General features: G+C 37.7%; 27 protein-coding genes and 1 pseudogene. 21 read left to right on the top strand and 7 right to left on the bottom strand.

What is annotated here, in order from left to right:
- Nucleotides 1-39 precede the first annotated feature (39 nt).
- From MHB40_RS14325 to MHB40_RS14300, 6 genes are all read left to right on the top strand, one after another.
- Nucleotides 40-1,500 carry a zinc-ribbon domain-containing protein gene (locus tag MHB40_RS14325; RefSeq protein ID WP_342532617.1) on the top strand — a complete coding sequence of 487 codons (1,461 nt, stop codon included), beginning with the start codon at nt 40-42 and terminating at the stop codon, nt 1,498-1,500.
- 59 nt (nt 1,501-1,559) lie between these two features.
- A complete protein-coding gene (locus MHB40_RS14320) occupies nt 1,560-1,790 on the top strand; it encodes a hypothetical protein (RefSeq protein ID WP_342532615.1) in 231 nt (76 codons plus the stop codon).
- Between the two features lie 33 nt (nt 1,791-1,823).
- The gene (locus MHB40_RS14315; RefSeq protein WP_342532614.1) at nt 1,824-2,174 is read left to right on the top strand and encodes a hypothetical protein; all 351 of its coding nucleotides are present in this window, start codon (nt 1,824-1,826) and stop codon (nt 2,172-2,174) included.
- A gap of 14 nt (nt 2,175-2,188) precedes the next feature.
- Nucleotides 2,189-2,662, top strand: coding sequence for a hypothetical protein (locus MHB40_RS14310; RefSeq protein WP_342532613.1), 474 nt, complete (start codon nt 2,189-2,191; stop codon nt 2,660-2,662).
- A 61-nt stretch (nt 2,663-2,723) separates the two neighbouring features.
- Nucleotides 2,724-3,620 (top strand): thymidylate synthase, encoded by an 897-nt coding sequence (gene thyA, locus MHB40_RS14305; RefSeq protein WP_342532611.1) that lies wholly within the window; start codon nt 2,724-2,726, stop codon nt 3,618-3,620.
- Between the two features lie 146 nt (nt 3,621-3,766).
- Complete coding sequence (locus MHB40_RS14300; protein WP_342532610.1) at nt 3,767-4,282, top strand: dihydrofolate reductase; 516 nt, start codon at nt 3,767-3,769, stop codon at nt 4,280-4,282.
- A gap of 201 nt (nt 4,283-4,483) precedes the next feature.
- On the opposite strand, the pseudogene yfkAB reads toward MHB40_RS14300, so the two are convergent.
- A pseudogene (gene yfkAB, locus MHB40_RS14295) lies at nt 4,484-5,146 on the bottom strand (radical SAM/CxCxxxxC motif protein YfkAB); the annotation flags it as partial.
- Between the two features lie 277 nt (nt 5,147-5,423).
- Here yfkAB and MHB40_RS14290 point away from each other — a divergent pair.
- The 8 genes from MHB40_RS14290 to MHB40_RS14255 all read left to right on the top strand — a co-directional run bounded on the left by MHB40_RS14290 (nt 5,424) and on the right by MHB40_RS14255 (nt 13,269).
- The gene (locus MHB40_RS14290) at nt 5,424-6,128 is read left to right on the top strand and encodes a YjjG family noncanonical pyrimidine nucleotidase (protein WP_342532609.1); all 705 of its coding nucleotides are present in this window, start codon (nt 5,424-5,426) and stop codon (nt 6,126-6,128) included.
- Nucleotides 6,129-6,298: 170 nt separating this feature from the next.
- Complete coding sequence (nikA, locus tag MHB40_RS14285) at nt 6,299-7,900, top strand: nickel ABC transporter substrate-binding protein (RefSeq protein ID WP_342532607.1); 1,602 nt, start codon at nt 6,299-6,301, stop codon at nt 7,898-7,900.
- A 5-nt stretch (nt 7,901-7,905) separates the two neighbouring features.
- On the top strand, nt 7,906-8,847 hold the full coding sequence (locus MHB40_RS14280; RefSeq protein ID WP_342532606.1) for an ABC transporter permease: 942 nt from the start codon (nt 7,906-7,908) through the stop codon (nt 8,845-8,847).
- Nucleotides 8,847-9,650: an ABC transporter permease subunit gene (locus tag MHB40_RS14275; protein WP_342532605.1), complete on the top strand. Its 804-nt coding sequence runs from the start codon at nt 8,847-8,849 to the stop codon at nt 9,648-9,650. Before MHB40_RS14280 ends, MHB40_RS14275 begins: the two co-directional genes overlap by 1 nt.
- Nucleotides 9,651-9,667: 17 nt before the next feature.
- Nucleotides 9,668-10,540, top strand: a complete 873-nt coding sequence (locus MHB40_RS14270; protein ID WP_342532604.1) for an ABC transporter ATP-binding protein — start codon at nt 9,668-9,670, stop codon at nt 10,538-10,540.
- Entirely contained in the window at nt 10,534-11,358 is an 825-nt protein-coding gene (locus tag MHB40_RS14265; protein WP_342532603.1) for a dipeptide/oligopeptide/nickel ABC transporter ATP-binding protein, read from the top strand. The genes MHB40_RS14270 and MHB40_RS14265 overlap by 7 nt, the downstream gene beginning before the upstream one ends.
- Nucleotides 11,355-12,551, top strand: coding sequence for an MFS transporter (locus MHB40_RS14260; RefSeq protein WP_342532601.1), 1,197 nt, complete (start codon nt 11,355-11,357; stop codon nt 12,549-12,551). The genes MHB40_RS14265 and MHB40_RS14260 overlap by 4 nt, the downstream gene beginning before the upstream one ends.
- Before the next feature lie 82 nt (nt 12,552-12,633).
- On the top strand, nt 12,634-13,269 hold the full coding sequence (locus MHB40_RS14255; RefSeq protein WP_342532600.1) for a 50S ribosomal protein L25/general stress protein Ctc: 636 nt from the start codon (nt 12,634-12,636) through the stop codon (nt 13,267-13,269).
- Between the two features lie 48 nt (nt 13,270-13,317).
- Here MHB40_RS14255 and MHB40_RS14250 read toward each other — a convergent pair whose 3' ends face one another.
- The 3 genes from MHB40_RS14250 to MHB40_RS14240 form a co-directional block, all read right to left on the bottom strand.
- Nucleotides 13,318-13,923, bottom strand: a complete 606-nt coding sequence (locus MHB40_RS14250; RefSeq protein ID WP_342532599.1) for a DUF2812 domain-containing protein — start codon at nt 13,921-13,923, stop codon at nt 13,318-13,320.
- Nucleotides 13,910-14,197 carry a PadR family transcriptional regulator gene (locus MHB40_RS14245; protein ID WP_342534784.1) on the bottom strand — a complete coding sequence of 96 codons (288 nt, stop codon included), beginning with the start codon at nt 14,195-14,197 and terminating at the stop codon, nt 13,910-13,912. The genes MHB40_RS14250 and MHB40_RS14245 overlap by 14 nt, the downstream gene beginning before the upstream one ends.
- A gap of 145 nt (nt 14,198-14,342) precedes the next feature.
- Nucleotides 14,343-14,969: a YitT family protein gene (locus MHB40_RS14240; protein ID WP_342440800.1), complete on the bottom strand. Its 627-nt coding sequence runs from the start codon at nt 14,967-14,969 to the stop codon at nt 14,343-14,345.
- A 163-nt stretch (nt 14,970-15,132) separates the two neighbouring features.
- Between MHB40_RS14240 and MHB40_RS14235 the strand changes: the two genes are divergently transcribed.
- Nucleotides 15,133-15,555: a pyridoxamine 5'-phosphate oxidase family protein gene (locus MHB40_RS14235; RefSeq protein WP_048392416.1), complete on the top strand. Its 423-nt coding sequence runs from the start codon at nt 15,133-15,135 to the stop codon at nt 15,553-15,555.
- 95 nt (nt 15,556-15,650) lie between these two features.
- Nucleotides 15,651-17,396, top strand: coding sequence for an adenine deaminase (gene ade, locus MHB40_RS14230; RefSeq protein WP_342532596.1), 1,746 nt, complete (start codon nt 15,651-15,653; stop codon nt 17,394-17,396).
- Nucleotides 17,397-17,450: 54 nt separating this feature from the next.
- Here ade and MHB40_RS14225 read toward each other — a convergent pair whose 3' ends face one another.
- Complete coding sequence (locus MHB40_RS14225; RefSeq protein WP_342440798.1) at nt 17,451-18,002, bottom strand: flavodoxin family protein; 552 nt, start codon at nt 18,000-18,002, stop codon at nt 17,451-17,453.
- A gap of 117 nt (nt 18,003-18,119) precedes the next feature.
- Here MHB40_RS14225 and MHB40_RS14220 point away from each other — a divergent pair, with 117 nt between their 5' ends.
- The gene (locus MHB40_RS14220) at nt 18,120-19,019 is read left to right on the top strand and encodes a LysR family transcriptional regulator (protein ID WP_342532593.1); all 900 of its coding nucleotides are present in this window, start codon (nt 18,120-18,122) and stop codon (nt 19,017-19,019) included.
- A gap of 22 nt (nt 19,020-19,041) precedes the next feature.
- Here MHB40_RS14220 and MHB40_RS14215 read toward each other — a convergent pair whose 3' ends face one another.
- Together MHB40_RS14215 and MHB40_RS14210 are read right to left on the bottom strand one after the other, a co-directional pair.
- Nucleotides 19,042-20,070, bottom strand: coding sequence for an S-layer homology domain-containing protein (locus MHB40_RS14215; RefSeq protein ID WP_205444060.1), 1,029 nt, complete (start codon nt 20,068-20,070; stop codon nt 19,042-19,044).
- A 124-nt stretch (nt 20,071-20,194) separates the two neighbouring features.
- Nucleotides 20,195-20,932, bottom strand: coding sequence for an SDR family NAD(P)-dependent oxidoreductase (locus MHB40_RS14210; protein ID WP_205444058.1), 738 nt, complete (start codon nt 20,930-20,932; stop codon nt 20,195-20,197).
- Nucleotides 20,933-21,093: 161 nt separating this feature from the next.
- Between MHB40_RS14210 and MHB40_RS14205 the strand changes: the two genes are divergently transcribed.
- The 4 genes from MHB40_RS14205 to MHB40_RS14190 all read left to right on the top strand — a co-directional run bounded on the left by MHB40_RS14205 (nt 21,094) and on the right by MHB40_RS14190 (nt 23,877).
- Nucleotides 21,094-21,702 carry a TetR/AcrR family transcriptional regulator gene (locus tag MHB40_RS14205; RefSeq protein ID WP_243456234.1) on the top strand — a complete coding sequence of 203 codons (609 nt, stop codon included), beginning with the start codon at nt 21,094-21,096 and terminating at the stop codon, nt 21,700-21,702.
- A 205-nt stretch (nt 21,703-21,907) separates the two neighbouring features.
- Entirely contained in the window at nt 21,908-22,069 is a 162-nt protein-coding gene (locus MHB40_RS14200) for a hypothetical protein (protein ID WP_205444054.1), read from the top strand.
- Nucleotides 22,070-22,224: 155 nt separating this feature from the next.
- Nucleotides 22,225-23,139: a zinc ABC transporter substrate-binding protein gene (locus MHB40_RS14195; RefSeq protein ID WP_205444053.1), complete on the top strand. Its 915-nt coding sequence runs from the start codon at nt 22,225-22,227 to the stop codon at nt 23,137-23,139.
- Between the two features lie 9 nt (nt 23,140-23,148).
- Nucleotides 23,149-23,877: a metal ABC transporter ATP-binding protein gene (locus MHB40_RS14190; protein WP_205444051.1), complete on the top strand. Its 729-nt coding sequence runs from the start codon at nt 23,149-23,151 to the stop codon at nt 23,875-23,877.
- Nucleotides 23,878-23,884: the final 7 nt, after the last annotated feature.

Genomic DNA, 23,884 nt, shown 5'->3' with positions numbered 1-23,884 from the left:
TAAAGTGGTAGCTACCCTCCTGACGAGGAGGATAAATAAGTGTGTAAGAATACATATATAAATATTCAAACTGGTGAAGAGTTAGACCTAAATAGAGTAAATGAATTGAAACCTAATGCAATGCTGAAAGTGAACCCAAAATTATGGGTTGAATGGGACTTTGAAAAGAATAATGAGCTTGGATTAGATGTTTACAAGGTTACTAAGGGCATGAAGATTAAAGCTCGATGGATATGTATATCTAATAAAAATCACAAGTGGGAAGCAAGTATAGCTAATAGAAGTAAGAATGATGGTACAAGCTGTCCTTATTGCATAGGAAGAATACCAAAGTCTATAAACTCATTAGCCTTACTCAATCCAGAACTAGCGAAAGAATGGCATCCAACTAAAAACGGTAATCTGACTCCTTATGATGTTTCGTGTAGTAAAGCAATAAAAGTTTGGTGGCTAGGCAAATGTGGGCATGAGTGGGATTCAGCCATAAATACCAGAAGCAAAGGTCATGGATGTCCATATTGTCATGGTAATCATAAAATCTTAAAAGGTTACAATGATATGTGGACTACTAATCCAGAACTTGCTTCCTTACTTGCAAATCCTGAAGATGGGTATAGGTACACGCAAAACAGTACAAAAAACGTGAATTGGAAGTGTCCTGATTGTAAAACATTTATTGAAAATAAAGTAATTGTGAATATTAATAGAAATGGATTGTCTTGTCCAAGTTGTTCAGATAAGATGAGTTTTGCAGAAAAAATGATGTACAATATCTTAAAAGAATTGAAAGTTGGTTTTATCAAAGAAAAGTCTTTTATTTGGAGCGACAATAAGAGGTATGATTTTTATATCCCTAAACACAATACTATAATTGAAGTGCATGGGTCACAACATTACGGTGATAGCTTTGAAAGCGTTGGAGGTAGAACTTTTGAAGAAGAAATAAAGAACGATAAAATAAAAAAAGAAATGGCGTTTAAACAAGGTATACATAATTATATTGAATTAAATTGTAGTAAAAACACGTTAGATTACATTAGGAATAGTATTTTAAATAGTGAATTAACTCATATTTTAGAATTAAATGATTTACAGTGGGAGGAGCTTGCTAAGAAGTCATCTAAGTCAATATTATTTGAAATTCTAGATTTATGGAATAATGGAACTTCAATTTTGAAAATTTCAAATAATATCGGGTTATCAACTACATCTATCACTAAATACATAGATAAAGGGTTTAATTTAAGACTCACAAAAAAAGAAAGATCCATGAAAGGCGAGAAAAATTGCTTTTTAAAAAGAAAAATAATTCAACTAGATTTGAACTATAATAAAATAAAGCAATGGAGTTCCATAAGTAATGCATCTGAATTTATTAAAATAGATGCCAGCGCAGTTAGTAAAGTTTGCAAAGGACACCGAAAAACATCTGGAGGATATATATGGATGTACAAAGAAGATTATGATAAATACATAGAAGAACAAAAACAATTAGCATAATACATAATATAAATATAATAATTACGTAAAATTAAAATATTATAAGTAGGAGTGATCGCTTGTTAAAGATACAAGATATTGAAGTAGGAAGTTTTATTAAAGTAAACGATTTTAAGGCATTGGGAACAAAAGCTTTATTATTTCTTAATTCACCACTAAAAGAGAAGTATGAGGTGTATAGTGTAAATGCAGGTTCAATAAGTGTAATTTTAGAAACTAGGAAAGATGGAAGTCATTCAGGTGGAATTATTTTTGAACAAGATTTACATGCAATTGAATTAGTAAATTAATAAATGTAAATGCATATAAAGGAGAATGATGTTATGAAATCACGTAAAGAACGTAAGTTAGAAGCAAAGCAAACAGGAGTATCGTTTGTACCACAATATAACGGTAATGGAGTTGTATCATATGAAGATTATTATGATGTAGGAAATGAACGATTCAACAATAAGTTTGTGCAATTTAATAAACCTACAGAAGCACCTCATGAATTATCAGATAGTGTTTTAATCAGCAAAGAAGAAGTTAAATTAGAAACAGAGAGTGCCACAAAAGTTGTAAATAATGATACACAGGATGTTGAAGTTATTGAAACTGAATTAGTAAAAGACACACCTAAAAGTTTAAAGGATAAGGTTAAGAAAAAGTTCAAGAAATTATTTAATAAATAGTTATGGAGGTAAATATGCAAGTTAAATCATATAAAAATAAGAACGTAGACCCATCTATCTATATCGTAGACAAATATAAACAAGTTTTAGAGGAATTGAATTTTAGGATAGAAAAAAAGAATAATGAAAGAGCAACTGAAGCTACTAAATCTAAAAAGTTAACAGTAACAAAGTTAGAATCACAAGCAATAGAAACTGCGAGTAAACTGTTTGGCAAGGAATTGCTTTTACTTGAACATATTCAAAATCAATTAAACAAAGATGATTGTTGGTTAGACGATTTGTCACCCTTGAATAACATTTCAATTGAACAACTTGCTATTGCACTATATGTTGGTTATGAAGTTGAATTAACAAGGGAAGAGATATTGTTGGAAGCTTACAAGGAAAATCTAAAATTACATACTCCAGAAAGTGATGGTGTTTTGGCAGGTATGCTATTTACACTTCATGAGTTAGGGATTGAAATTGAAGGGATTAATAAATAAATACATAATTTTATATGAGGGTGGATTAATTTCTGCTCTCATTACTTTTACACAAAGGAGAATGTCATTGGGTAAACATGTTGATTTAGTATATAAGGATTTAGTATTTAAAGTGTTAGAAGAAGGTGTAATTAAAGGAGATAGAACTGGTACAGGAACAGTTAGTTCATTTGGTAATCAATTTGAAATTGATTTACAGGATGGCTTCCCACTATTAACAACTAAACGAGTATATTGGAAAGGTGTAGTAGCTGAGACAATTATGTTCTTAAAAGGCATTACAGATTTGAAATTTTTACTTGATCAGAATGTAGATATTTGGACTCGTGATGCGTATAAGAAATATTTAAAAGAAATGAATGAGCATTCTCACACTCCTACCTTTACATTAGATGAATTTCGTGAAGATGCAAAAGTAAACGGTTATGATTTAGGGAAAATTTACGGTAGTATTTGGCGTGATTTTAATAACGATGGAATTGATCAATTAATGAATGTTATTAATGAAATTAAAGTTAATCCAGATAGTCGTAGATTAAAGGTGTATTCAGCTAACCCATCTGTTGCTCATACTCAAACATTACCACCATGTCATGATGCGTTCCAATTCTACATAAGAGATGGATATCTTGATTGTTTATTCCAAATGAGAAGTTCAGATGTTTTTCATGGTTGGAGCTTTAATGTTGCTAGTTATTCATTAATTACTCATATCATCTCTGAAATGATAGGTTTAAAAGTTGGAAAATTAATTGGTCAATTGGGAGACACCCACATCTACTCTACTCATTTAGATGCATTGAAAGAACAAACTGAACGTGAACCTAAAGAATTACCTACATTAAAATTGAGTGAACGTGTTAAACAATTTAGAGATATTGGAGAGATTGATTTTGATGATATCGAATTGTTAAATTACAATCCACATCCAACTATTAAAGCACCACAGGCTTTTTAAATAAAAAAGAGTGAATGCAAATTAAGCACTCACTTAAATAAAGAACTATGGAAGTGACTTCATTAGTCTTAAGGAAGATGCGGTTTAGCCACAACTATATTTTACAATTTAAGTATATAGTAGTCAATTTTAAGCAGGAGGAATAAATGTCGATTAATATCATTGCAGCAATTAATGAAACACACTCTATAGGAGTGAAAGGAAAATTACAGTACAGAATTAAGAAAGATTTAGAACGATTCAAGCAATTAACACAGAGTAATAATGGTCATCCAAATATTTGTCTAATGGGGAAGAATACATTTTTAGAATTAGATAAACCATTGTCAAAAAGGATTAATGTAGTTTTAACGTCAGATAAGAAACTAATAGTACCAAAAGGTGTAATTGTAGAATCATCATTTGATAAAGTACTGAATCATTATTTACATAGCGGAAGTCAAGATAAGGATTTATGGATTTGTGGTGGACAAGAGTTGTTTAAACAAGCATTACCACACAGTGATAAAGTTTTTATTACTTACATACACGATGATAAAGTAGGAGATCGACATTTTCCATACGAGCAAGTAAAACAGCAATTTAAAGAAGTACACAGGGAAGAATATGAAGAGAATGGGTTGAAATTTGAGTTTATTAATTATGAAAGAAAGGATGGTTGATGCTTATTGAATGAAAAAGTATTTGATATATTAAGAAAAGAAGCACATAGAAGAAACGAGATTATGAAAGAAGTTAAAATGGAAGACGGTACTATATATTATACATGTGGGAAATTAAACATACATAAACTAGTTAAAACGGCTTTATCCTTAATGGGATGAGTCGTTTTCTTATATTGTTTTAAGTCACGAAATATATTACAATGGGTACATTGGATGCACCTCATGACGTGCACATTTCATTTCATGGATGATTTGGTTATGAATATGTTCTAAGTATGGTAAAGTTTTTTTGTTTAACATTGTTTCTGCTGATACCATTACGCCATGTTCAGCTAGCATTTTTGAGTTATCAATCATACGTTGGAATAAAGCTGCACGCTGGTCGTATGTTGGTTTGCGCTCCATCATTGCAAAGCCCGTTTCCACAAACTCATCTATCGTTCCCCAGTTATGGGAAATATGAAGGACATCTAAATAAGGTGCAATCAGTAAATAACGTGCTGGCTCCAATGTTAAGTTGGAGTTCATTTGTGTTCGTACACCACGTTCGTGCGCATATTTTAAAAGCGGGAGCACATAATTCTGGACAGACTTTTTACTCATCATCGGTTCCCCACCAGTAATGCTGAGTGTTTTTAAATGGGGTATTTCATCTAAGCGTTTTAGAATTATTTCAATTGGTAATGCCTCAGGGTCTTTATTTTGTAATGTATAGCCTACTGCACAGTGTGCGCAGCGCATATTACAAAGTGTTGTTGTTGTAAATTCAATATTAGAGAGCGTCATATGTCCATGCTGTTCCACATCTAAATAAGCTTCCCATGGATCAAAGACAGGCGTTATTTTTTGTAGGGTTGTCATCTTTCGTACATCTTCCTTTCTAGCATTCTATTGTCTCATATTCATCAATATTTTCAAATATGAAATTGCAGAATGGGCTATTTTAGGTCTAGACGAATATTTTTTTACCCAATATAGGAAAAAGTTCCTCTGTTTCAATAGACTGATAAGCATGTATATAAAGCGCATACATGTCCTAATATTCTGTCATAGGACATTTTACTGTTATTTTTTATAAAACACGTTATCATGATATAGAGTAAATAGTCACAATGCATCGAAGAAAGTGGGAATGAACATGACGAAATATGAGATATTATTGTTTGACGTAGATGATACATTGCTAGATTTTGATTTAGCTGAAAATGCAGCACTTGACCGCATGTTTAAAGAGGAAAAGATAGCAACTACACCCAAGATGATTGCGCGCTACAAAGAAATTAATGAATCGATGTGGCGAGCATTTGAGCGTGGGGAAGTGACAAAAAATACACTACATAATACAAGATTTGCGGTTGCTTTAAAAGAATTTGGGATGGAGGTCGATGGCGTCTATTTTGAATCTTTATTCCAAAAATACTTACAGGAAGCACATCATTATGTAGAGGGGGCTTATGAAGTTATCGCTCAACTAGCTAATCACTATCATTTGTATGTCGTATCAAATGGCGTAACGCTGACACAGAATAAACGACTAGTGGATGCTGATTTAGCGCAATATTTTAAAGGCATCTTTATCTCCGAGCAAACGGGCTATCAAAAACCAATGCCTGCCTTTTTTGATTATGTATTTGAACGCATTGAGCATTTTGATAAAGCAAAGACGCTTATTATCGGCGATTCTTTGACATCAGACATAAAAGGCGGATTGCTGTCAGGTATCGATACATGCTGGTTTAACATCCGTAATACTGAAAATACGAGTGGTATTGAACCGCATTATGAAATTAAAAAATTACATGAACTACATGAGCTATTGCATACTAAAATAGCACTCTATTAAGAAATAAGGCACTTCCTTTGTTCCATGAGCAGAGGAGGTGTTTTTTTATGTTTTTGCCGCTAGTAAAATTTAATTTTGGATATCTACTTTACAAAAAGTCCTGAATCATTTAAAATTCGATTTTGAATGATAATAGTAATCATTACGATTTGTATAAAGGGGAAAGTGAATTGAAAAAAATAATGAGTATACTAGTCCTATTCATTGTAAGTGTGCTTGTGGCTTGCGGACAATCTGATGACAAGACGAAAAAAGAAAAGGCAAAAGGTGAACAAGAGCATGTTTTAACAATGTCTTGGCCAAAGGATATTGGAGAAGTGAATCCACACTTGTATGCCCCAAATGAAATGTTTGCCCAGGCAATGTTATACGATCCGCTTGTACGCTATGGAAATGACGGACAAATAGAGCCAGGATTAGCAACAGCATGGGAAATGTCCGAAGATGGTAAGCGCTACCTATTTACATTACGAGATAATGTGTTGTATTCAGACGGTTCTAAGCTTACAGCAGACAATGTTAAACGTAATATCGAAGCCGTAGTGGAGAATATTGCACCGCATAGTTGGCTAGAAGTGGTGGCAGTCATTGATCGGGTAGAAGTTTTAGATGAGCTGAAATTACAGATTCATTTAAAAGAGCCTTATTATCCATTTTTACAGGAGTTAACGTTGATTCGTCCATTACGTATGTTAGGGGATAGTGGCTTCCCAGCAAGCGGGTCAACCAAAGATGGCATTGAAAAAGCCGTTGGAACAGGTCCTTGGATTTTAACTGCTTACCAGCAAGACAATTTTGCTGAGTTTACACGCAATGAGCATTATTGGGGAGAGAAACCTAAGTTAGAAAAAGTGATCGTCAAAATCATTCCTGATTCACAAGCACGGATGATGGCACTTGAAAAAGGGGATATTGATTTGATTTTCGGGAGTGGTCAATTAGCACCTGAGGAATTCCAAGCTTTAGAGAAAAATCCACATTACCAAACGATGATTTCTGAACCTTCCTCTACTAGAATACTATCTTTCAACTCAGACTATGGTGTGACCCAAGATAAAGATGTCAGACTTGCGCTGCAGTATGCTTTTGATCGACAAACAATTATTGAACATGTGTTAAATGGCATTGAGCAAGAGGCCCAATCATTATTTGCTCCAGGGTTTCCATATAGTGATATTCAATTTGATTCTTACAGCTATGATTTAGAAAAGGCGCAGCAACTATTGGATAAAGCAGGCTGGCACTTTGAAAAAGGGGCACCGTTCCGTTCTAAAAACGGTCAAACATTGACCATAACGATTCCCTATAACAGTAATGACCAAGTGCATAAATCTATTTTTGAATATTTACAGAGCGCATGGCGGGAATTGGGTGTAGAGGTCAAACTGATAGGAGAAGAAGATCAACTTTTCCGAACGCGAAGTAAAACAGGTGAGTTCAATGTCATTATGAATGATACATGGGGAGCACCCTATGATCCACATATGTATTTGCGAATGATGACGGGGGAAAAGCAAATTGGCTATTATGCGTTAAAAGGCATAGCACAAGCAGAACCATTAGCAGCGAATATTGCTAAAGTGATTCGCTCAACGGATGAATCAGAGAGACGTAGCTTGTATGAAGCCATTTTACAAACGATTCATGAAGAGGCGATTTTCATGCCATTATCTTATCGGACAAATTATTTGGTGGCCAATCAACGTCTAGCCAATTTATCGTTTTCTATGCAGCAATTTGAAGTGCCACTCAATCAATATGAGGTGAAATAGTTAAAATGGTGCCATTTTTTGTTAAACGGCTAGCGAGTATGTTTTTAGCGTTGCTTGGTATAACCATCATTGCCTTTGGGTTAATTCGTTTCATTCCTGTTGATCCTGTTGAAGCTTATTTTACAATCAATCAAATTCCAGCTACTGAAGAAGCCATGACAAGTATGCGTCAAGAAATGGGTCTTGATCAACCAGTGTGGACACAATATTTTAATTGGCTCAGCCATGCACTGCATTTGGATTTTGGAACATCCTTTGTATCGAAAAAGGCAGTGGCAACAGAACTGTTTCAACGCTTTGAGACGACAATACTATTAGCGGCAACAGCATTGATCATAATCATTGTGACTAGCTTTGTCATTGGCATTTGGTCTGCAGGAAAAAACGGTGGATGGCTGGATTGGTTTACACGTACCACAATCTTTACAATCGCCTCCATGCCCAGTTTTTGGCTGGCCTTTCTCTTCATTTACACGGTGGCTTTGAAATGGGGCGTACTACCTCTCATGGGGTGGGGGAGTTTTGCTCATGTCATTTTACCCTCAATAACGCTAGCTTTAGGATTTATACCTTATTACATTCGGTTAATTCGTTCAAGCATGAGAGAAGAAATGAAGAAACCGCATGTTCTATTTGCCCGTGCAAGAGGTGTAAAAGAAACGGTTATTTTGCGTAAACATATTTTCAAAGGCATTTTACCACAACTTATCACATCCCTTGCGATGACCTGTGGTGGTTTACTGGGTGGTGCCGCGATTATTGAGAATGTTTTTGCCATTTCAGGCGTGGGCCATTTTATTGTAGAGGCCATGTTGGCAAGGGACTACGCTGTACTGCAAGCTTTTATCGTCATCATTGGGGGATTGTATATCACCATCAATTTTATAGCAGATATACTTTGTGCTGTTGTTGATCCACGTGTCAGGCTGAAAGGAGGAGCTCTTTAATGAAAAAGAATCTACCACTCATCATCAGTAGTTTACTCGTACTTGTGCTGGTGGTGATGGCTCTATTTGCTCCTTGGTTAGCGCCTCATGATCCTTATACAACGGATATAGCCAATAAATTACAAGGTTTTTCTATGCACTACCCTTTAGGGACTGATCATCTGGGGCGATGTGTGCTATCACGTTTATTATATGGTACACGCACCTCTCTGCTGCTAGCCTCTGGCGTACTGTTCATTACATTCATCATTAGCATCATCGTAGGGTGTTTGGCAGGATACATGGGTGGGCTGGTTGATTTAGTCTTGATGCGTATTTGTGATGTTCTTCTATCCATTCCTGATTTTATTTTTGCCCTGGTCATTGTGGGTGCGCTAGGTGGTGGCATTAAAAATATGTTTTTGGCAATCATTTTCGTGTCGTGGGTAGGTTTTGCGCGTATTATTCGCAATATGGTGCGTTCTTTAAAAGAAAGCACTTATGTACAGTATGCACGAGTGACAGGTGTACCGAAACGATCCATTATTATGAGGCATATATTGCCGTTTGTCTTTCCACAAATAGTATTGTTGAAACTAATCGGGCTTGGCTCAACAATACTTTTAATTTCGGAGCTGTCGTTTTTAGGGTTAGGTGTAACGGCACCAATGGCAGAATGGGGCATGATGATTAATGATAGTAAAACCTATTTAATGAGTGAGCCACTGCTTATGTTTATACCAGGCATCATGATCTCATTAACCGTTCTTATTTTTAATTGGTTTGGGGATGCACTTCGTACGGCAATGGATGCCAAAATGTAAGGAGAAGAGGTGACGCTATGTTAGAGATAAAGGATTTATCCATTACGCTTCAAACAGCGCATGGACCGAAAACGGTTGTGCAGCAAGTTGATTTCCATATTCCAACTGGTACAACGCTTGGCATTGTCGGAGAAAGCGGTAGCGGTAAAACGATGCTGTGCTATGCCATCTTACAACTGTTTCGAGAGTCCCGACACTATGAGGGGGACATTTTATTGGAAGGGCGTTCCTTAATAAAAATGGATGAACAGCAGTTGCGAGGTCTTCGCGGCAATGACGTGGCATGTATCTTGCAGAATCCTATGGCGATGTTTAATCCTATTATAACAATAGGAGAGCATATGATTGAAACATTACAAGCACACCGTTCACTCAGTAAAAAACAAGCATTGCACATAGCAACTGAGCAACTGGCGTATTTTCAATTGACCGATTCAACACTGTTAAAAAAATATCCTCACGAATTAAGTGGGGGCATGCTTCAACGTGTCATGATTGCCCTTGCCATGAGTCTTCGCCCGAAACTTTTACTTGCAGATGAGCCAACGACAGCCCTTGATACGATGACACAGCTCAAAATTTTAGAGGAATTGTCTCATTGTCAGCAACAATATCAGACAACGATGCTGATTGTGTCACATGATCTTGGCGTCATCGCTCGAATGGCAGAGCAAATTGTGGTTATGCGAAGAGGGATAATCATGGAATACGGCCCAGCCGAACGTCTATTACAAAACCCTGTTCATTCTTATTCAAGGGCATTAGTCGCAACGAAAAGGAATGATGATCAGCTCGAACAACTGGTGGATAGTTGGTCAGGTGATACAAACGGAATCTTATATGAACTAGACACGAATTATTGGGTAAGACAGGAGGTAAGCCGATGTTAGAAATCCAACAAGTATCTAAAACCTATCGAAAAAAGAGATGGTTTGGGGAACATGAAACGATAGAGGCTGTGAAAAATATGTCTTTCACCTTGAAGCAAGGAGTTTGCTTAGCCATTGTCGGAGAGAGCGGTAGTGGCAAAACCACACTAGGAAAGCTGATAATAGGTTTGGAAAAGCCAGATAGTGGAACCATTGAATTCGATCATATAAATCTAGCAACGACATGTAAAGAAGAGAAGAAGCAATTACAAAAAAATATTCAAATCGTTTTTCAAGATTGTCACAGCGCTGTTAATCCGAAAATGAAGATTCAAGACATTATTGCGGAACCAATGAAATGTCATTTACAGTTGACGAAACAACAGCAGCTAGAAAAAATAGTGGAGCTTTTAGTACGGGTAGGTCTATCCGAGCGGGATGCTCAAAAATACCCTCATCAATTAAGTGGTGGTCAGTTACAGCGGGTGACCATAGCACGAGCCATAGCTACTGACCCTAAGCTCATCATTTTAGATGAATCCATTAATAGCTTAGATATATTGGTACAAATCAGTATCCTAAAACTACTGAAACAAATGCAACAGGAAAGAGGGTTCAGTTACTTATTTATCACCCACGATTTACATGCAGTCAGTTTGTTTGCAGACGAAGTAGCTGTTGTAGAGCATGGTGAAGTGGTGGAATATCTTCACGATGTGTCTCAAATTCCATTTATGACCCACTCAACAAGCCAACGCCTCTTAGCCTCTAGATTACCTATTGATTGTAAAGAATTTTCTTTATTGCAAGGGGAATCGAGAGGGGAGCAAGTATCATGAAACTTCAGCCTTTATCCCTTCGCATGATGCAATTATACGGGCTTGCGGTTATTTTTTTTACCGCCAATGCCGTGTTGACAATTATTTTTCCACTGGAGGCAGCGGATGGAGGGTACTTGGAGGGCGAAATTGGTGTCATGATGGCCATGTATATGCTTGTTTGTATGCTATTAAGACCTTTTGCTGGCCAAATGGTCGCCAAGCATAGTCCGTATACCATTATGCAATGGCTGTTAATAGGGCATGCACTCGCACTCCTTATCTATGTAGTATTTGGTATTGATAGTGTCTTTTTAGTACGAGCCCTCCAGGGTATCATCACTGCTTTTTTTTCCATGGCGATGCAGTTAGGCATTACAGATGTCTTGCAGGATCATGAGCGGGGGCAAGGCATGTCCATGTATTCCTTATCCAGTGTTGTGCCTGGTTTATATGGACCTGCAGTAGCCCTACTCTTGTGGACGCAATTTGATAAACAGGATTTATTGATCTTTGTAGTTATGTTGGCACTTCTACCACTACTATTTTTTATTGGCTCCCCTTTACCAAAAGCAAAGGAAGACACAGATGTGGTGACAATAAGAGAGCTGATAGCCGCCATGAAGGGGGCAAAGCAACACAAAGGGCTAGCCGTATCAGCAATCGTTATGGTTCTTGGTGCTGCTATTTTTGGCGCCATCACTACCTTTTTACCATTGTTTATGCTGACCGAGGGAGTAGGTAATCCAGCAATTTATTTAACGTTACAGGCATTGGTAGTAGTCGGTAGTCGCTTTTTATTGCGGCGCTCTATTCCTTCAGATGGACAATGGCATCCGAAATTTATGGCATGTGTGCTTTTCAGTTCCATGTTGGGCACAACGTTGCTTGCTGTATTACCTGAAATAGGCTCTTTTGTCTATATTTCTGCTGTTTTCAATGGCCTTGCATCAGCGATGCTATATCCGACAATTACTACTTATATGTCGTTTGTTGTACCAAAAGAATCGAGAAATGTTTTGCTAGGATTATTTTTAGCTACCTATGATTTAGGCTTTGGTTTAGGTGGCTTTTTGATGGGCTTTGTTGTGCAATTTACATCTTATATGATGATGTTTATGGTTTGCACGGTATTAGCGACTATCGCACTCTGGGTCGTATTGCTTAACCGTAATCCTGATAGGCAAATTAGCACTACCATGCTGACAAAATAATCGCGTGCTTTATAGGTATAAAATACAACAGAAAAGGCAAAACCTTTTATGAGACTAGTTTCCATGAAAGGGGAAATATTCGATGAATATGGTTTTAACTGCCAGTAAACGTCAAAAGGGACGTCAATCTTCTTTAACACAGCTTCGACAAAATGGGGGCATTCCTGGTGTGGTTTACGGCTTTCAAATGGAATCAACGGCGATTATGTTAGATGCTAGAGCCTTTGCTAAAATGTTAGCTACACAGGGCACGAAAAGTGTTTTTCAACTAGAGGTTGAAGGAAAACGCATCAATGCTGTTTTAACAGAGGTGCAACGTTGTGCTCTAAAAGGGAATGTTAAACATGTTGATTTTAAGTCCATCAATATGTCAGAGGAGCTAGAAGTGGATATTCCAGTGACTGTAATTGGTGATGCAGTTGGAGTTGCTGATGGCGGATTCCTGCTCCAGCCTAATCGTGAAGTGCGTATTAAAGTGAAGCCAACTGACATTCCTGAAACCATTGAAATAGATGTCACGAATGTTGCGATTGGCACTTCTCTATACGTCGGAGATATTCGTCAACAGTTCTCGTTTGAAATTTTACAAGAGGATGACTACACCCTTGTGACGATTACACCACCACCTGCTGAAAACGTTCAGGAAGATGATACAGTGGACGATACGCCTGAAGTGATTGAAGCAACAGGACAAAATACTGCTGAACCAGAAGCATAAAGGAAAGAGGAGCCTCCTTACACTACGTAAGAGGCTCTTTGTTATTTGCTATAAAAATTGCTGTATGGATTTACGATAACGATAATACAGTGTGATGTAAATACTACAAGTTGCTAAAAATAGCCATGGTGGAATAAAGCGCATGATGGCAAAGGGTGTTTCAAATAAAAAAGCAAAAAGGAAAGCAGAACCTTCTTTATCCCATAAACCTGGGGTATAATATGCACTTTTTATACTGAAAAAGGGAGCGACGTCATCGTTGCCATAAAAAATCATTAAGAAGATAAGTGAGAGTATTGCCCAATTGCTTGCATGTTTCATTAAACGTTTATATTTCGCAATGTGGGAATCATTATCTGAAAATAATTCATCATTACCATCTTTACCTTTTGTCCAATAATAGGTGCCATCATATGATTTTTCTTTTACTATACGCCAGCCAAAATCCTCATGTAATTGCTTATAGGTAGCTTGCTTTTCTTTGCGAAGATCCTGCTGACAATCAATTCGAATAACTTGTTCAAGATCTTCAGTAGGCTGAAATGTATAAATACCTGCTGAGTTTATGTTAGAGCATATCCAACCCTTGGCTAACATTTCATTTAACCAGCGCTCTTCCTTTTCGATATCAAAAAAAACTTTAAATTTTATCATGTTCGCCAGCTCCCTCGTATAAAGATAAAATGCGCTGCAATCTTTGTTGCTCTGCCGCTAATATTTCGAGACCCACTTCTGTGGTTTGATAAACCTTGCGTCTTATATCCTGGGTTTCAACAGGCGTGATCCAATGATATTTTAATAAATTTTCAATGGCTCCATACATAGTGCCGGCAGCAATCCTTACACTACCTGCGCTCATTTCCTCGATTTTTTGCATCATGGCATAGCCATGTAGCGGTTCACGTAAGGCGAGTAGAATATAATGCATGGTTTCGGATAAAGGTAATAATTTATGTTTTTTCACATTTTCACCTCAAATATACAGTTGGACTATATAGTTTGATTATATATAGTTGAACTGTATATTTCAACTGTAAAAAAAGACAATGCAAAAAATGCATTGTCATTAAAGTTTAGACAACAGCGCTTTTCACGCCTGTCCATCGCATAAATAATTTTTCGTTATAAGATAAGGCAAATTGTACAATTGGTCCTAGCCCAAAGGCCATGAATACCGTACCGATACCAATAGGGCCGCCAAGTAAAAAGCCAATGATCGCAACCGATACTTCCATTGTTGTACGAGAGCGAGTCACACTCCAGCCAAGCTTATGAACCATCATTAGCATGAGCGTATCACGTGGTCCAATACCTAAATTCGCCACCATGTACATCCCACAGCCCCAGCCTAATAAAACTAGCCCTGTAAGGTAAGAAATAAGTTGCATCCAAAAACCATCAATATCAGGTAGCCAGTAGTTGAAAATATCAATAAAAATGCCCGCCAAAAACATATCAATAAACGTTCCGGGTAAAGGGAACTTTTTTGTAATCAGCATATCAAACGCTAAAATAGCAAGTCCCAAAATAATGGACCATGAACCGATTGATAAGCCCAATGTTTTTGTTAAGCCAATATGTAGTACATCCCATGAGCCCACACCAAAAAGTTGGCCTTTAATTGTTAATGTGATACCAAAAGAAAGCACGATAATGCCTGTTATGAAAAACAAACAGCGCGTAAAAAAAGCTTGTTTCATTTTTAACCCTCATTCATTCGAAAATTCCTGTTGTCCATCCAGTTATTATAACAATAGATTTTCAATATGCCCGAAGATTGTCATTTCACATTTTTCAAAAAAAGACGGTTTAGCTTTCTTAGGAGAGGGCAAAATAGATATGTAGATGAAAGGATGGGATACTATGACTTCTGTACGTGATGAAATTTTAGAAGTGTTAAATCGAGAAAAGATTGGAACAATGGCGACTGTAGAAAATGGCAAACCGTACTCACGGTACATGACGTTCCAGCATGAAGATTTTGTGTTGTATACAGTAACAAATAAACATTCAGAAAAAATGGAAGAGCTACGCAAAAACCCATATACCCATATTTTATATGGCTACGAAAATGGTGGCTTTGGTGATACGTATGTGGAAATAGAAGGCAAGCTTACGGAAGTACATGAAGAAGGAATAAAAAATAAACTAGCAGAATTTTTTACGAGTATCTTTATTGGCAATCAGGATGAAATGGTGACATTAAAAATTGAGCCTATCCGTATGCGCTTGATGAATAAAAAAGGGCAACCACCTAAAGAGCTAGAATTTTCGAACGACCATTGAGCAATGGTCGTTTTTTACTGATGTAACGATAAATAGTTGCAATGATTAGCATCTTTTTGGCATGATAGTTCTTAAAAGAAAAAGGAGTATAGGTTATGTCGATAAAATTACAGCAGTTAACACAAAATATCTTATCATCTCAAGGAAAATTAGAGGCAGATTTCATTCTGAGAAATGCACAAATTGCCGATGTTTTTTCGTTAACGTGGAAAAAAGCAGATATTGTCGTGAAGAATGGTATGATTGTGGCTCTAGATCGCACGAATAAGTTTCAGGCTAAGCAGGAAGAGGATGCTTCAGGAAGCTATGTCATTCCTGGGTTAATTGATGGTCATATACATATTGAATCTTCCATGCTAACACCTGGGGAATTTAGTCGGGTCTTACTTCCTCATGGTATTACAACGGTGATGACAGATCCTCATGAAATTGCCAATGTCGCAGGAGCGGAAGGTATTCAATTTATGCTCGATGATGCACAGAAGGCGGATATGGATATTTTTGTGATGCTACCATCAAGTGTGCCAGGTACACAGTTTGAAAATGCTGGTGCTACACTAACGGCTAAGGATTTGGCGCCGTTTCTACAAAATGAACAAGTTCGTGGATTAGCTGAAGTGATGGATTTCCCAGCGGTGTTGAATGGGCAAGAGGACATGCTTCAGAAAATTTTATTATCACAGGAAACAAATTTAGTAATCGACGGGCATTGTGCGGGCTTACAGAGCGAACAAATTACAGGCTATCGGGCCGCAGGTATTCACACAGATCATGAATGTGTAACAGCTGAGGAAGCCATTGATCGTGTAGAGCAAGGGATGTATGTGCTGATTCGAGAAGGCTCAGCTGCTAAAAATTTACGTGATTTATTACCAGCTGTTCAGCCACATAATGCTCGTCGCTTTGGTTTTTGTACGGATGATAAATATGTGGATGAGTTAATTGATGAAGGCAGTATCAATTTTGATGTTGCCATGGCAATAGCTGAAGGGATGCCACCATTACAGGCCATCCAGTTAGCAACTGTGAACACAGCAGAATGCTATCGTTTATTGGATCGAGGTGTACTTGCACCAGGCTATAAGGCAGATTTTGTGTTAATAGAGGATTTGTCGACGATGCAGGCAAAGGCCGTATGGAAAAATGGTCTGAAAGTGGCTGAAAATGGTGAAATGCTGACAAATCGTCTAGAGCCAGTTGTTCCATCTCATATCCATCAATCTGTCCATTTACCAACCATTACAAAGGAGAGGCTACAACTGGCATTCACAAAGGGTACCAAGGCAAATGTGATGGAAATTGTACCAAATCAGCTGATTACGAATCATTTAGTAATAGATGTACCTGTAAAGGATGGTGTCTTTATACCATCCGTAGAACAAGATTTACTGAAACTAGCCGTAATCGAACGTCATCATCAGTTACACACGACAGGTCTGGGAATTGTCAAAGGCTTTGGCTTACAGAAAGGGGCAGTAGCTACAACAGTAGCACATGATTCACATAATGCCCTTGTCGTAGGAACAAATGATGAGGATATGGTCCTGGCGCTTACACGCATTCAGGAAATTCAAGGAGGCTTTGTGATTGTAGCGGATGGCCAAATTCTAGCCGAAATGCCATTAACCATTGGCGGCTTGATGACAGATGTACCCGCTCAGCAAGCAAAGGAGCAGCTAGCAGGCTTGCACAGTGCATTACAGACACTCAACCCAACATTAGATTTCCATTTTCTTCTAACGTTTTCTTTTGTGGCATTACCAGTTATTCCTACTTTAAAGCTAACAGATACAGGGTTATTTGATGTGACAACCTTCCAGCATATCTCGGTAGAAGCATAGACCAAAAACGACCTACTAGCTCAGAGAGGCTTTTAGGTCGTTTTCTTATGCTCATTATTTGGTGTGTGCTTTTAGTTCTTTATTTAAAATAGCTGCTTGTGCTAGTGCTCGCTCATCATTTGTGATATCACCAGGCTTATTCCCTTCACCGATAATATAAGAACTAAATGGCATATTTAAAAAGTCAAAGATATATTGGAATTGCTGAATCATAGGTAAGCCTTTTACATGGGGGTCATCCCCACCTACAGCCAGCACAATGGCTTGCGTCGTTTTTAGCTTTTCCTTCAACTCTGGATAGCGTTCATCTCGAATCGCTTGGCTGAATCGGTCCACCATATTTTTCATAATGCCCGACATACTGTACCAATAAATAGGTGTAGCAAATACAACGACATCGCTTGTCAAGATGGCTTGAATAACTTGATCATAATCATCCGCCACCACCTGAAAACCATTTTCATCGTGACGTAAATCATGAATGGGTTCAATGTGTAAATCCTTGATATATAATTTTTCGTGCGGTACACCTTGTAACACGATATCTGTTAATTGTTCACTATTACTTTGCTCTCTTGAACTACCAATGAATGCGGTAATGTTCATTTGGCATCCTCCTCTTTCTTTCAGCTACTAACTAGTGTAAACTGAATTTTACTATCGATAAAGATGAATGTTTCGATAAAATATATCGAAAAAATTGAATCAAAGGGGTTTGAGTGAATGGATATGAAACAGCTTCAGACGTTTTTAACGGCAGCTGAAACGTTAAGCTTTACACAGACGGCACAGCTTCTTGATTACGCTCAATCGAGTATCACTGCCCAAATTAAAACATTAGAACAAGAATTGGGTGTAATTCTTTTTGAGCGTCTAGGAAAACGTATTGTCCTGACAGAAGAGGGGAAACGTCTGCAACAGTATGCCCAAAAAATGCTAGAGCTAGATCGTGATTTGAAAAAAGCTATGTCCACTGAGCCCGAACAAATCGTCTTAAAAATTGGGGCTCAAGAAAGTCAGTGTGTCTATCGACTACCAAGTATTTTACAGCAATTTCAACAAGCACACCCGCAAGTGAAAATCATTTTTAAGCCTGTTCATACTACAGCTATTGCAAAGGATTTATTACAAGCTGGTAAACTTGATATTGCATTGATAACGGACATTTATCAGGAAACTGCCATGCTCAAGCGAGAGCGATTGATTCAGGAACAGCTTGTTTTTGTGAGTGCCGCCAAAGAAATTAGTCAGCCTCTATCGGCTCAACAAATATCAACTGAAACGATGCTGTTAACAGAAACAGGGTGCTCCTATCGTAATCATTTAGAGGCACAGCTACAGCAAGAGGGTGTCAAACCCTTACAAATGATTGAATTCGCCAGTATTGAAGCGATCAAGCAATGTGTGATGGCAGGGTTAGGAATTACATTTTTACCTAAAATGGTTGTAGAGAAAGAGCTGGAAAGCGGGAAATTAATGGAAGTACCATCCACAGTTGATTTAGCGCCGATTTATACAGATATTGCATGGCATAAAGATAAGCATATGCATCCCTGTCTCGAAGATTTTATTGCCATCGCCAAACATAGCTATGAAGCTTTTAAGGATGAAAAAAGAGCCTGAATGAATCAGACTCTTTTACAAATTATTGCTGCTTGAGGGTACCCGAAAAATTGGTGCCTTCATTACGTTCAGCACGACAATCAATCTCGGACACCTTTAGCGCATTATTGGATAAACGTTCAAACTCGACGACACAGCGATTGCCATTAGAGGATGTATTCATAAGTGCTTTCGTATTGCTTGTGATTGTGGCTGTTCCATTTACACTACCTGAAGCAGTACCATCATTCGCCGTTAAAGCAATTGAAAAGCTTTTGTTTGTGGCATTGGAGATCATAGCATCACGGCGGTTAAAATCGTTTGTACCCTTACCCCATTTATAGTAATAGGTATACACACCCTCCCATGCGCTTTTACTAGGAGTAGCCTGCTGTAATGATTTGTCGAGCTGATTTTGAGCATTTTTTGCCCTATTATTTAAAGATACGTTGTTGGCATTCTCATAAATGGCTTGTGCATCCGCTGAAATTTCATAATAATTTCGTTCGTCCATACGATAGAGCATCGTGACAACTTGCGCACGGGTCATGTTGTTCGTCACGCCATAAAACTTTTGTAAATTACGATCTTCATACTGTGGATTTAACCCGGAAGAAATATAGGTATCAAGTAAAAATTGAATAGATTGATCTAATCCCTTCTTACCGCTAGCTAAATGAGCAATAGCCTGTGCCACTACACCACGCTTCACCGTAGCCGCTCGGATTCGGTTGTCGAAATAGCCATTTAAAGGCACCCCATAGCTTGCGAGTTGGTTATAGAATGCATCCGACCAGTTTGCTGAAGGAGTTTGCTTTTTTAATTCGTCGATGGGCATTTCAAGCTCATAAAAATTGGCTAATAGTTTTGCTAATTGCTGTTCAGTAATGGTAGCATTCGGTTTAAATGTACCGTCTGTAAAGCCATTAACAATATCATACTCTTCTGCCCATAAAATAGCTTCATAGGCATAATGATCCTCTGATACATCTCGAAAGCCAGCAGCTTGTACATTGCCTGCACTAGCTATAAACAGAATAGAAAATAATAATGTACCTATTAATTTTTTCATTCGTTGTCTTCATCCTTTCTTGCTCGCTTTAGTAATAGTTTGCAGGAAATGGATAAAAACTGCAAATTTTTCTAGTGAAAAATAATCGCTATCCTTTGTGGGGAAGCGATTATTTTGAACGTCATTATTGGGCTGTATAACCACCATCTACAGTTAATGTGTTACCTGTCATAAACGTTGAATCGTCACAAGCCATAAATAAAACAGCTTTCGCCATTTCCACTGGTTGACCTAGTCGTTGCATAGGTGTGATTTGACGTAATGGCTCTTTGCTTTCTTCTGGAATGATTGGTGTATCAATAAAACCTGGACAAAGCGCATTGACACGAATACCCCGAGTAGCAAATTCCAATGCTAATGAACGTGTTAAATTAATCACGCCTCCTTTTGCTGCATTATAGGCAGCTGATCCTGGTGAGCCAACCCAACCATACATCGAAGCTGTGTTAACAATCGTTCCACCATTCCCTTTTAGCATTTCTTTGATGGCTGCTTGGGCCATTAAAAATACGCCATCTAGATCCACATTTACAGTTTGACGCCATTCCGCATAAGGAAGCTCCTCAGTTGGTGTAACACGGCCAATTCCTGCATTATTAAAAAGGACATCGACTTTGCCAAATGTCTCAATGGTTGTTTGATAAATAGCTGCTACTTCATTTTCATCTGTTACATTTGCTTTGATAAACAAAGCCTCTGCTCCTGTTGCCTGTAGTTCGGCAGCAAATGCCTGACCTTTTTCTTCGTTTAGGTCCACAAGCACCACTTTTGCACCCTCTGCTACAAATAATTGGGCTGTTGCAGCACCGATACCAGAAGCACCACCTGTAATAATTGCGACTTTATCTTGTAATTTCCCCATATATGACACTCCCTTAAACAATCATTTTTCTTGCACCCTGCGTAAATCACGGTGTACTTTTATTGTAAAGCGCTTGAAAATGGAAACAATCATTAATGTCGTAGCAAGTGTCTAACTAGTAGACATATTTGCCTGAAATGTCTAAAAGGGAGGAAGCAAAATTGCCAAAATGGACACAAAGACAAGAAAGAACCCGTCGTCATTTTTATGAGGCGTTTGTCGATTTAATTAAACAACATGGTTTTCAAGCCATTACAGTGAAGGATATTGTAGAACAAGCAGGCTACAACCGTAGTACCTTTTATGTGCATTTTCAAGATAAATTTGAGCTGGCAGAAAATTTGCTCGAACTGATGTTGAATGGTCTGGAAGTAGCAGTAGGTGAACCATACCTATATGGAGAAAAGGTATATACGACCAAATTGAAAGCACCATCCTTTAATATTATTCATTACATTTATAAGCATCGTCTTTTTTTCGAGTTGCTGAATGTGGAAGATACCATTCCTGGGTTGCATACACGTATGCCCTTAACGATTACAAAAATTTATCAAGAGCAATTTAAATTTGAGACAATCAATCAACAGCCTGTCAATATGGACATGTTCAAGCATTATACATCCTACGGTTTTTATGGATTAATGATGCAATGGATTGCAAGCGGCTATGAAAAATCAGAAGAAGCATTAATCAAGGACATCATTGAATTAACTAAGACGCATATTTATGCATTTGAGTTTATAGGGAAACCGCTAGAAAAAGAAAAATAAATGTTTATTAACATATATCTATGTATTTTTATAAAAAATCTCTAATGTCTTCATTAGGGATTTTTTTGTTTGGGCTAAACTAAGTTTTATGTAAGAAAAAAATTTTTTTAAAGAAATTTTCATAAAGTAGTTGAATTTTCTTTGTATTAAGCATATATTTTTCCTAAGGGAAACAAAATATCTCCTAAGAAAGAAGAGTGCGTGAATGAAAGATTTAGGTGATTTCAAGCTGACGATTCTTCCAATGGCCATTTTAATTATTTTGACAATTGTATGGAAACTTACCGATTCAGTAGGTGCAGGTATGATGTTAATACTTTTCTGGATGAGCTGGCGCCAGCTTATTAGGAAAATGAATATAAATTAAGGCATTGTATGAAAAAAAGTCGTGATAGGAACGCCAACTGCTATTAAAAGGCGGGCATGACAAACAATTTACAGCTTGTCCGCCAATTGGTTCCTACGTGCGTATGCACATTTTTTCAAACAATTGCTTAATAAAGAGAAAGAAGAGGTAGAAAAATGAAACAATGGTTAGGTGTAATGGTATTATCACTCTCACTTCTATTATTTGGCTGTTCAGCAGAAACAGAGGGTGAAAAAGAAGGCATTGTGGTTGCAACTACTGGACAAATTGCAGATGCGATTAAAGAAATCAGTGGCGATCATTTACAGGTATCAGCATTGATGGGCCCAGGGGTAGATCCTCATCTATATAAGGCGACTCAAAGTGATTTATCAAAATTGGATAAAGCAGAAGTCATTTTTTATAATGGCTTACATTTAGAAGGACAGATGCTTGATATATTTGAACAAATGGCTAAGGATAAAACGGTCCTAGCAGTGGGCGAGACATTAGATGAAAAGCAACTGCTTGCCAGTGACACAGATGCCATGCTCCATGATCCACATATTTGGTTTGATATTGAGCTTTGGAAAGGCGTTGTCAAGGCAATCAGTACGCAACTTCAGGAGGAATACCCTGAGTTTAAAGCAGATTTTCAAACGAATGAAGCAGCTTACTTGAAAAAGCTAGATGATTTACAAGGCTATGCACAACAACGTGTGAATGAAATACCACAGCAGCAAAGAATATTAGTAACGGCTCATGATGCTTTCAATTACTTTGGCAGAAGTCAGGGATTTGAAGTACGTGGCTTACAAGGACTGAGTACGGATTCAGAGTACGGTGTGAAAGATGTCCAGGAGATGGTTGATTTCTTAGTAGAAAAAAAGATTAAGGCTCTTTTTATAGAATCCAGTGTATCTGATAAGGCGATGAAGGCTGTCATTGAAGGGGCGAAGGAAAAAGGCCACGACATTGTCATCGGTGGGGAATTATTCTCCGATGCCATGGGAGCTGAAGGAACAACAGAAGGTACGTATATAGGTATGTATCAACATAACATCGACACTATCGTCGATGCATTAAAGTAGGTGAAGAAAATGTATGCATTAACAGTAGAAAATCTATCAGTCGCGTATGATAAGAAAACAGTATTAGAAAATGCCTGTGTAACAGTGCCTACAGGCCACCTAGCTGCCATTATTGGTCCGAATGGTGCGGGGAAATCCACATTTTTAAAGGCCATTTTAAATCAACTTCCCAATAAAGTAGGAAAGGTTGAAATTTTAGGGAAGATGTTTGAGCCAAAGAGTTTAGTCGTGGGCTATGTCCCTCAGCGTAATGCGGTGGATTGGGATTTTCCTACAAATGCGCTGGATGTGGTGCTCATGGGGCGTTATGGTCATACAGGTTTGTTTAAAAGACCATCCAAGCAAGATAAAATTGTTGCTCGACAAGCATTAGCAAGTGTAGGGATGCAGGACTTTGCAGAGCGTTCCATCGGGCAGCTTTCAGGAGGGCAGCAGCAGCGAGTGTTCCTAGCGAGAGCCCTTGCACAAAATGCAGATATTTATTTTTTAGATGAACCGTTTGCGGGGGTAGATGCTGCGACAGAAAAAACAATTATTGATATTTTAAAAGATTTAAAGGCACAGGGAAAAAGTATTTTTGTTGTGCATCACGATCTTCAAACCGTCAAAGAATATTTTGACTATACGATTTTATTAAACAAAACCATTTTAGCATCAGGCGCAACAGAAGATGTTTTTACACCAGAGCAATTACAAAAAACATATGGTGGTAAACTTTTCATGATGCAGCATGTGTAAGGAGGGA

Source organism: Lysinibacillus sp. FSL K6-0057 (assembly GCF_038630885.1).
Classification (GTDB): domain Bacteria; phylum Bacillota; class Bacilli; order Bacillales_A; family Planococcaceae; genus Lysinibacillus; species Lysinibacillus fusiformis_F.
Note: the sequence above shows the minus strand (reverse complement) of the source record. Positions and strands in the feature narration are given on the sequence as shown.